This is a genomic window from Nostoc sp. (genome assembly GCF_036917755.1).
Taxonomy (GTDB): domain Bacteria; phylum Cyanobacteriota; class Cyanobacteriia; order Cyanobacteriales; family Nostocaceae; genus Nostoc.
This window is the reverse complement of record NZ_JBALFC010000068.1, coordinates 206,418-215,480: the sequence shown is the minus strand read 5'-3', so window position 1 is coordinate 215,480 and position 9,063 is coordinate 206,418. Positions and strand designations below refer to the sequence as shown.

Annotated in this window: 7 protein-coding genes; 1 reads left to right on the top strand and 6 read right to left on the bottom strand. The window is 41.0% G+C overall.

Features of this window, described 5'->3' with window-relative positions; genetic code table 11:
• Positions 1–64 precede the first annotated feature (64 nt).
• The 3 genes from V7L05_RS16880 to V7L05_RS16870 form a co-directional block, all read right to left on the bottom strand.
• Positions 65–2,845: a type I restriction endonuclease subunit R gene (locus tag V7L05_RS16880; RefSeq protein ID WP_335165620.1), complete on the bottom strand. Its 2,781-nt coding sequence runs from the start codon at positions 2,843–2,845 to the stop codon at positions 65–67.
• A 269-nt stretch (positions 2,846–3,114) separates the two neighbouring features.
• On the bottom strand, positions 3,115–3,336 hold the full coding sequence (locus V7L05_RS16875; RefSeq protein ID WP_335165618.1) for a transferase hexapeptide repeat containing protein: 222 nt from the start codon (positions 3,334–3,336) through the stop codon (positions 3,115–3,117).
• Entirely contained in the window at positions 3,333–3,986 is a 654-nt protein-coding gene (locus V7L05_RS16870; RefSeq protein ID WP_335165617.1) for a DUF4351 domain-containing protein, read from the bottom strand. Before V7L05_RS16870 ends, V7L05_RS16875 begins: the two co-directional genes overlap by 4 nt.
• A gap of 306 nt (positions 3,987–4,292) precedes the next feature.
• Here V7L05_RS16870 and V7L05_RS16865 point away from each other — a divergent pair, with 306 nt between their 5' ends.
• Positions 4,293–4,754 carry a DUF29 domain-containing protein gene (locus V7L05_RS16865; RefSeq protein WP_335165631.1) on the top strand — a complete coding sequence of 154 codons (462 nt, stop codon included), beginning with the start codon at positions 4,293–4,295 and terminating at the stop codon, positions 4,752–4,754.
• A 121-nt stretch (positions 4,755–4,875) separates the two neighbouring features.
• On the opposite strand, the gene V7L05_RS16860 is transcribed toward V7L05_RS16865, so the two are convergent.
• Genes V7L05_RS16860 through V7L05_RS16850 form a run of 3 tightly spaced genes read right to left on the bottom strand, consistent with a single transcriptional unit; the run spans position 4,876 to position 8,686 of the window.
• On the bottom strand, positions 4,876–5,184 hold the full coding sequence (locus V7L05_RS16860; RefSeq protein ID WP_335165616.1) for a hypothetical protein: 309 nt from the start codon (positions 5,182–5,184) through the stop codon (positions 4,876–4,878).
• A gap of 44 nt (positions 5,185–5,228) precedes the next feature.
• A complete protein-coding gene (locus V7L05_RS16855) occupies positions 5,229–6,464 on the bottom strand; it encodes a restriction endonuclease subunit S (RefSeq protein WP_335165615.1) in 1,236 nt (411 codons plus the stop codon).
• On the bottom strand, positions 6,461–8,686 hold the full coding sequence (locus tag V7L05_RS16850; protein ID WP_335165614.1) for an N-6 DNA methylase: 2,226 nt from the start codon (positions 8,684–8,686) through the stop codon (positions 6,461–6,463). The genes V7L05_RS16855 and V7L05_RS16850 overlap by 4 nt, the downstream gene beginning before the upstream one ends.
• Positions 8,687–9,063 lie beyond the last annotated feature (377 nt).

Genomic DNA, 9,063 nt, shown 5'->3' with positions numbered 1-9,063 from the left:
TTGCTAAATCAAGGCGAATTAATTATTAAATGGCATCGCAAAGTCAAAAACAAAGGTAATGCTGTTATAGCAAGTTAAATGTGGAACAGCTTATCATTCGCTGAAGTTGGCGTTCGACGGCTTCTTTCAGGGTTTGGACTGAGGTATTTTTAGTTGGGGAATTAGCAAATTCTGCTTTTAATAACTCAAAGTCTATCTTGCTAATATCGTAAGTTTTGCCTGATTCTGCACCTGGAAGGCGGGAAGTATCAACGTTGATGAACTCGCTAACGACACCTTGTAAGAAACGAAGGACAGCGTTGATATCTAGAGATATTTTGTGTTGTTCGTGTAAGTGTTTGTAAATTTGCTCAATGGCGTTATATCTTCCTTGGTAAGGTGCGGTTAATTTCGGTTCAGTGATTAGCGCCTGTTTCTTTTTGAAGATTTCCCTGGCTAATACTTCAAAGCGGGCGCGAGATTCATCGTTAGTACAAACTGCATTAACTGCACTTGCTAAAGCAGTAATTTTATCAAATCCTGCTGTTTCCACCAGTTCTTGCAGGTTAAACCCCAGATTGGCGATGTGGTCAATACAACTTTGAAGCGCGATCGCATAATCTTCTCGTAATTGATCTAGGTCGTTGTAAGGTGTTATACTTTCATCTGTGCTTCCTACTTCTGCACGGGAGTATCTGGCAAGGGCGGCACGGAGACTTGTTAAAATACCGTTGTAATCAATTAACAAGCCGTTATTTTTCCCTTCGTAGACGCGGTTTGCACGAGCGATCGCTTGCATGAGAGTATGTCCTTGCAAGGGTTTATCTATATATAATGTGGCCAGGCTGGGGACATCAAAGCCTGTTAACCACATCGCGCAGACAATAGCAAAGCGGAAAGGGTGTTTTTCGTTCTTAAATTCTTCCTCTAAGTTGCGACTTTTGATAATTTGGCGATGGGGAATTATATCTAAACCCCAATCTTTGAAAGTTTTAACTTCATTTTGGGCTTCGCTAATCACAACTAAATATTCGCTTGACTGCAACCATTGCAGATGTTGCTGGTGTTCCACTTGCTGGTGTTCCACTTGCTGGTGTTCCACTTCCTCTTGTTCATCAGCAGCTTGTTTGACTAATTGCTTTTGTGCTTGTATTGCTTGTTTCCAGTATTTATCGATAAGTCCGTGCATTCGCACAGCCGTAATCTTATCTAGACAAACAAGCATCGCTTTTCCTGTTTGCCAACGTTGGGTATAGTGAGCTACTAAGTCTTGGGCGATTCGGTCTAAACGTTTTTCGGCGGTGAGGATGAGATATTCTCCCCCCAAGCGACGACGGACGGCTTCTTCTTGTTCAGCGTCGAGTTCAAATTGTTCAATCGCAGTAGCGAGGCGTTGATTTAGTTCCTTGTCAGCTGCAACCTGACGTTGAGTGCCTTTGTCGCCATAATATAATTCTTCGCCTCGATTGTCGTAGTAGAGGGGTACAGTTGCGCCATCTTCCACAGCGCGTTGGAAGTCGTAGGTGGAAACGTAGCCACCGAAAACCCGACGAGTAAGTTGGTCTTCTTCCGACTCCATTAAAGGTGTACCAGTAAAGCCGATGAAAGATGCATTGGGTAAGCTAAAACGCATATTTTCCGCGAGTTTACCGTATTGGGTGCGGTGCGCTTCGTCGGAGATGACGATAATATCGGGACGGAGAGAGTAAATCTCACCGGGTTTGTTGAATTTGTGAATCAGCGTGAAAACATAGCGATGGTTGTCTTTGAGTAATTCCGCTAATTGTTCACCACTGGCAGCTTGAGTATTAGTCTCTTTGACAGCACCAACCCCAGCAAAGGTTTTGACGATTTGATTATCTAATTCTTGGCGGTCTGTGACAATCACAAAGGTAAAATTACCTGTTAATTGGCGGTGGACTTTGCGAGTCAGAAATGCCATTGAGTAAGATTTACCGCTACCTTGAGTATGCCAGAAAACGCCAAGTTTACCTTCTCGGACTTTACGTTGTTGAATGGCGGTAAATGCGCGGTTAACACCAAGAAACTGGTGATTACGAGTCAGAATTTTGATGGTTTTACCGCTACTGTCATCAAAGAGGATGAAGTTTTCAATGATGTCGAGGAAATTGTCTTTACTACACATCCCGATTAACATTGTTTGGTAGTCAACTTTGCCGAGTTCGAGTTCCTCTAGACGTTTCCATTCTTGAAAGTGACTGTAGTTACTGGTGATGCTACCTACTTTCCCCATTATTCCATTACTCAACATGACTATGGCGTTATGATGGAAAATTTCGGGGATAGTGTCTTTATAGTCGGTGTAGTTTTCTTCGTAAGCGACTCTGACGTTGCGGTGGGTGGCTTTAAGTTCAATAAATAATAAAGGAATGCCGTTAATAAAACCGATGATATCAGGACGACGGGAGTATAGAGAACCTTCAATAGACAACTCCCGCACAATCAGGAAATGATTATTTTCTGGGTTTTGAAAGTCAATTACTTTCAGGCGGGGATTGATGGTTTCACCCTCTGAGTTTTTGTAGGGTTTCTCTAGGATACCTTCACGGATGAGTTGATATTTTTTCTGGTTAATGGTAACTAATTGGTCTGAAATATTGGATGTGGTGAATGCAAGGGTCGCATCGTCGTATACTTGGTTTGGATGACCAGGGTTAAATCTCTCTAGTGCTTGGCGCAGATAGCGTGTGAGAACAACTTCCCGTTTATCCTTGCGTCCTAGTGTGCCGTTAATCCCGAAAGTTTCTTTTTTGTATGCGTAAACTGAGTGCCATTTCAGGGTTTGTTCAAAGAAGTTAGCGGTAGTTTGTTGTACTAAGCGGTCTTCGGAATATTCGGAACTCATGGAGGTGATAGGTGATACAGGTAGCTATTCTAAAAATAGCCTTGCAATTGAGAAAGTAGCAACTATCACCTTTAAATAATTCGTAATACTTCGGCTGCGCTCAGTACGAGTTCGTAATTCGTAATTCGTAATTAATGGTACAGAGTAACTCAATTAATTGATGGAGATAAAAAACATAATTCCTTTTTAAACAGCTATATTTGCGTATTATTGACTGGAAGGGCGTTGTATAAAACTAATATGGTCGGTATCAAAAAGGTACTTCACACTTATTCACTCGTTTCGTCTGTGGGTTTATCAGCGTAATGTAAAGATTTTCCATATTCCAAAACTTCCAGGAAAGTTTGCTCATCAGAAATGGAACCAGTCACTTTTTCCAACCAATTGCTAGGGATGGGAGATGCTATCAGCAGACGTTTGAGTTCGGTAACTGTACGTTCAAGATTTACCAAGCGTTGCTCGATAGTAGTTTGAAAAAAACTTAACTTCAAATAGTTTGTTGCTCATCCAACCAATCAACTAAATTATCTACCTCAGATATTCTGAAAAGTGCGCGACATAAAGCCTCTAATTGTTCAATTTTCAAAGCTTGAACTTTTTGATAAATTGCATCATCAATCTCACCAAAACGTTCTTCTAACAGAGACATACACAAGGAAAAAGCTTCTTGTTTTTTTCCCTTCTGTAAAATATCCTGATAAATAACCGACTCTTGCATAATATCCTCACTTAACATTTGACGAATCAAAGTTTTGTCAAACCGCAAACCAGCTAAAATTTCCGTATACCCGGCAATATTCTGTTTTGTCTCTCTATCTAAAATTTTAGCCACTTTTTCAGCAACCTGAGATAATAAATTTTGCGGAGAATCTGTGCGACTCAGAGTAGCTAGAGGCAATAAATTTAAATTATTGAGGAATAAGTCTGAATCCTGCTCCCACATCCGCACTACACGATAGCGGTGTATAGTTGTATCATCCAGATATTCTAAAGCCGATTCTTCAGATGTTCGGTTTGTTCGATGTGCCAGTTCTTCGGCTATGAGTATTGCTTGTTCGTTTTCTACGTCATTTGTAATTACTTTTGGCTGATGCTTGGCTAGTAACAGGGTATAGCTTTCAGAGTTAAAAGTAAGAGTCATTTAATTGTTACAGAGTAGCAGCTTATCACTTAAAATACTCTTAAATTATACTTATTCCCATCTGTAGCTTTGTTAATGATACTGGTTAGCTACAATCTCAGATATGTTATTATCCTAGATTTGCTAAAAACTTGTTATTATATACTTACCCTGCTACTTGCAAAGTCTCAAGTTCTACTTGGGATACACCCAAAAGCAATCCTTCTCCCAAGGGGAGACGCTACGCGAACGGGATATGTCACGGGCATAGCAAGAGCGGGATTAAATTAAGTATAGTGGTTGGATTTTGGGAGGTTGAAAAATCAGATGACAGCGCCTCAACCAACAGTCTTTGCAAACTCTCATCTTTACGACCAAGATTTTTATTTGTGGATAGAGACAACTGCTAAACAATTAAAGGAAGGGAGATTTTCTGAGGTTGATTTAGAAAATCTTATCGAAGAGATTGAAAGCATGGGGAGAAGTGAAAAACACGCGCTTGAGAGTAATTTAGTTGTTCTATTAATGCATCTACTAAAATATAAATACCAGCAGGAGAAACGCTCTAATAGTTGGAAAGGAACTATTAGAGAACATCGCCGCAGGTTGACAAGGACTTTTAAGGATAGTCCTAGTTTAAAACCATATTTTCAGGAAGTTTTTACTGAGTGTTATCAAGATGCAAGAAAGCAAGCCAGTGACGAAACTGCTTTATCTCTTGATACTTTTCCCGTAGACTCTCCATTTACTGCGGATGAATGTTTAGATGAAGATTTTTTACCTGATTAATTGAATTTTGTTATTTTCTATACTTCATATTCATGAGGTTAAAAAATCAAAGGAGACGCGATAAATCGCCGTCTCTACAAAGGACTGGTTATTGTAAAGACGGCGATTTATCGCGTCTTTGCTATCTAGGGCGTGTGAGCAAAAACCTTATCCGAACCGCATTGACTTGTGTTGTGAACGAAAGTCCTTGTGTTGTGAACAAAAGTCCTTGTGTTGTGAACAAAAGTCCTTGTGTTTCATCTTCATATTTTTCTATTAAAGCAATCAACAAGTCATATAAAGCCGATTCTTCAGATGTTCGGTTTGTTCGGTGTGCGAGTTCTTCGGCTATGAGTGTTGCTTGTTCGTTTTCTGCGTCGTTTGTAATTACTTTTGGTTGATACTTAGCTAGTAAAAGTGCGTAAGTTTCTGGATTAAAAGTAAGGCTCATTATGAGAGTATTTTGTCAAGTAGGATGTGATGACTATTTGCTTTTTACACGGCAATGCTTCCGTTCATCAGGCGAGGAAGGAGTAAATCACGGGCTTGGCGAAGATTCTCATTTGTTATAAGTAGGTTTTTCATCTGCAAGAATATAGGGTTAGTTATTCTTGTAAAAAGTTGCATAGTTTCTTTATCAGGAACTAAAAAATTAAAAATTCTGATTTTTTCTAAACTTAAATTGTCTTGAGCAGCACCAGTTGAAACATTCCGCATTCTTACTTTAATAGTATCGATAGAGTACTTGATAAATTCTGCACTTACTTGGTTAGAATCAGCAATAAAACCAACTATACTATCTGGGAAACAAGCTGAGAAAGTTAATATAGCTGTCTCCGCAATATTGGCAGCTATAGTAATTAACAATGTTCCAGCATCCCACAGTTTACTTTGAGCTAAACCTTTTTCGTTATATGTTTGGCTGTAATTTGTAATGTATAAAGATGCTTCTTTAACCTCTCCTGTTTGAATAAATGGAAATTTTCCTCCATATAAGGAAGGTTCATTTCTTGGACGATGTTTAGATTTACCTCTACCAAGTAACCCAAGTTCTTCAAGCTTTTTAAACTTCCATCCCTCTGGAATGCCATCAACTACCTTCACTGACTCGTAGCCAGGAAAGCGCGATCGCACAAACCATTCTTTGTAAAGCTGGTGGATAGACTCTTCTAGCAGTGCTATTCGGCGGTTGTTGTTGTCGATGAGGCGATCGTAATTTGAGAGAATCTCAGCTATGCGTTGTTGTACTTCTAATGGCGGGAAATTAAAGGGAAATTGTTTTAACGCTCCAATTGCAATACGAACTTGATTTGCAGCACCTTTAGCCATAGCTGCAATAAAGTGTTGCAATTCGGGGGATTTACCGATGTATCCCAGATATCGTTTATCCAGTGTTGAGTCTTTAGGACGTATACAAACAGCATTTTGATTTAAGAGCGCACCTTCAGCATATTGAGGAATAATGGTTGCTCTACCAACTACTGAGTTTGGTTGATCTGGATGTGAGCCTACCGTAGCTATTACTAAATCATTTGTTTCAAGTTTATGTTGAGAATATCTTTGATAGCTTGATTCTGGTAAAAATTTTGGCTGTGTCCATATAACAGTTCCACCTTGCATATCCTTTACTTGGACAACAGGTATACCATAGTCTGCATACTCAGTTTGTTTCCACGCACCACCATTAATAAACAAACACTTTTCATCTAAAGTTGTAATTTCTGTTTTCATGGGAATAACTCCTCAAAATTCGCCGCGATCGCCGCCGCTAACTCCACCGCTTCCTCATTCAAACTCGCCAACTCTAAATGAATTTCCCGCATTCTCTCCTCAACCTCCTCCTCATCTTCCCCATCTAAAACCGTCACACCCACATAACGCCCAGGTGTTAAACTACTATCCTGCTGGGTTATTTCATCCCGCGTTACCACTTTACACAACCCTGATACATCCACAAATACCGCTTCGGGAAAGCGAGATTGTAACCAGGTAACTTGCGCTTTCACATACAGCGTAGACTTAATAGCAAAAATAGCCTGATCTCGCACTATATCCAATGCATCACGTTGTTTTTTAACTTCCTTCCCATCCCAAGTATCCTGTTTCCGCGCTTCTAGCTTTTTCTCCGCCAGTTCCACAGCACGGCTAGCGAGTTTATGCACTTCGTTAATGTGCTTTTGCAGAGTTTTCAACTGGGGAATAAATTGTACAAACCTTGCTGCACAGTCTTTTTGCGCTTCGTTTAAATTCCCCAAAGAACCCCACCCCGCCTTAGCTGGCGCTAAGTCTCCCCTCCCCGCTTGCGGGGAGGGGTTGGGGGTGGGGTTCTTCTCTGCAAACCATGCAAGATGCACTTGTAACTCACCAATTAAACCAACTCTCGCCGCAGTCAATTCTTGAATTCCCGCTTCCAACTCAGACAAAGTAGCGCGGAAAGTCCCTATATTCTGATTAGCCATATCTTCAGCAACTAATCCCTCTACTTCCGGTAAATCCTTTAATAAAGGAAGCGAAGCCCCAAGACGATCGCTAAAAGTATGCAAGAATTGCGTCAACTTAGCTAACGGTGACTCTAACTGAGTCAACACACCCTCAATAGTCGCCGCTTCTTGGTGCGTCTTGTTTAAATATTCCCCCACCAACCCTAAATAACGTTCCTGCTGTCCACGATACAACCAAGCGATCGCAGTGATATTCTGGAGTTGTTCTTCACTAAAATCGCGGATTTTGCGCGTCACTACTCGGTAAACATTCCGCGCATCAATCATCAACACTTTGTCTTGGCGTTCTGCTGGTTTTCCCTTGTCAAAAAACCACAATGTACAAGGTAGCGATTTTGTGTAAAAAAAGTTCGTCCCAATAGAGATAATCATATCCACCGCTTGGGTGGCGATTAACTCCTCTCGAATCTCCTTTTCCCCATGTCCCGCATCCGATGCCGAACTTGCCATCACAAACCCGGCTCTACCTCGCTCATTTAAATAACTGTAAAAATACTGTATCCAGAGGTAATTTGCATTGCTCACTGCTTTAGTTTTGGCAGCAATTCCCGGTATCTTTTTCTCAGTAAACAGCCGCGAGTCAGTCTTCACCTTCTCTGGACTTACCCCATCCACATTAAACGGCGGGTTAGACATGACAAAATCACATTCACCCAGCAACTCTTCCCAGCGATCGTAAAAAGTATTCCCCTGGCGAATTATCCCTTCTAATCCGTGAACCGCTAAATTCATTCGCGCCAAACGGGTGTTAGTATCCGATTTTTCCTGTCCGTAAAAAGTAATCTTTGCAGCCGCATCCTCACCGCGATTTTCCACAAAATGTCCCGTCTGCACAAACATACCCGCACTACCGCAAGCAGGGTCTAAAATATTTCCTCGTTCAGGTTCAATCATATTTACAATCGTGCGTACCAAAGAAGGCGGTGTAAAAAATTCTCCTCCTTCCTGTGCGCCACTCATCGCAAACTTATTCAGAAAATACTCATAAATTCGTCCAAAGACATCACCCGTGGCTTTCCGTAACTCTTCCCGGTCAAAAATTCGCACTAAGTTATACAGCAAATCTTGTTCAAAACTGGTGTACTCTTTCGGTAACACCCCTTGCAACATCTGAGTTTCATCCTCAATCGCTTTCATCGCTGCATTGATTGCCTTGCCAATATCTGCGTTTTCTGCCAAATTCAAGATGCGATCGTACTGAGCTTCTGTTGGTAAAAAAATTGCTGACTTTCCTTTAAAGTCATCTATAGTAATCGGGCGTTTTTTTCCACCCCGCGAGGATAAACCCTTTTCAATCTCGGCTTTTACAGCAATGAAGCGATTTGTCGCATGGCGAAGAAAGATTAGCCCCAGTACGGGCATACTGTATTCATTAGCGTTAAGTTTTGAGTTAGCACGGAGTTGGTCTGCGGCTTCCCACAGAGAAGATTCAAGTTGACTGATATTGAGCATAGTTTGTTAGCGACTTAGGCGATATGACTGTCTATTTCGCCTAAAAAATTATGAGTTTACATATTAACTGTTTTGACAATTTGTGCTGTCCGCGATCGCTGCCAGTTAGTTTTCAAGCTTATAGTTTAGCCTTTCTTCAGTGCTTTCCATTTTAATAAGCAGCCAATTAACTACCAAAACTTTTGAGATTGTGCCTTAATTGTTGATGCACGCGGTAAGCGTAGCCATGCCGTCAGGCTTATCGCTCTATTCTTCCTCACTCAATGGAACTTCGACAGCACTAACTGCAATTGTTGCTGAACCGGGATCTACTTGCTGGGAGAAATCCTGAAGACGCTTTTAAAACATCCTCTTAGAGATATTTTAATTTTCCCCCT

Bases quoted from the DNA above. Each gene is read 5' to 3' on its own strand.
- V7L05_RS16880 (WP_335165620.1), bottom strand. From the start codon at position 2,845: ATGAGTTCCGAATATTCCGAAGACCGCTTAGTACAACAAACTACCGCT.
- V7L05_RS16870 (WP_335165617.1), bottom strand. From the start codon at position 3,986: ATGACTCTTACTTTTAACTCTGAAAGCTATACCCTGTTACTAGCCAAG.
- V7L05_RS16865 (WP_335165631.1), top strand. From the start codon at position 4,293: ATGACAGCGCCTCAACCAACAGTCTTTGCAAACTCTCATCTTTACGAC.
- V7L05_RS16860 (WP_335165616.1), bottom strand. From the start codon at position 5,184: ATGAGCCTTACTTTTAATCCAGAAACTTACGCACTTTTACTAGCTAAG.
- V7L05_RS16855 (WP_335165615.1), bottom strand. From the start codon at position 6,464: ATGAAAACAGAAATTACAACTTTAGATGAAAAGTGTTTGTTTATTAAT.
- V7L05_RS16850 (WP_335165614.1), bottom strand. From the start codon at position 8,686: ATGCTCAATATCAGTCAACTTGAATCTTCTCTGTGGGAAGCCGCAGAC.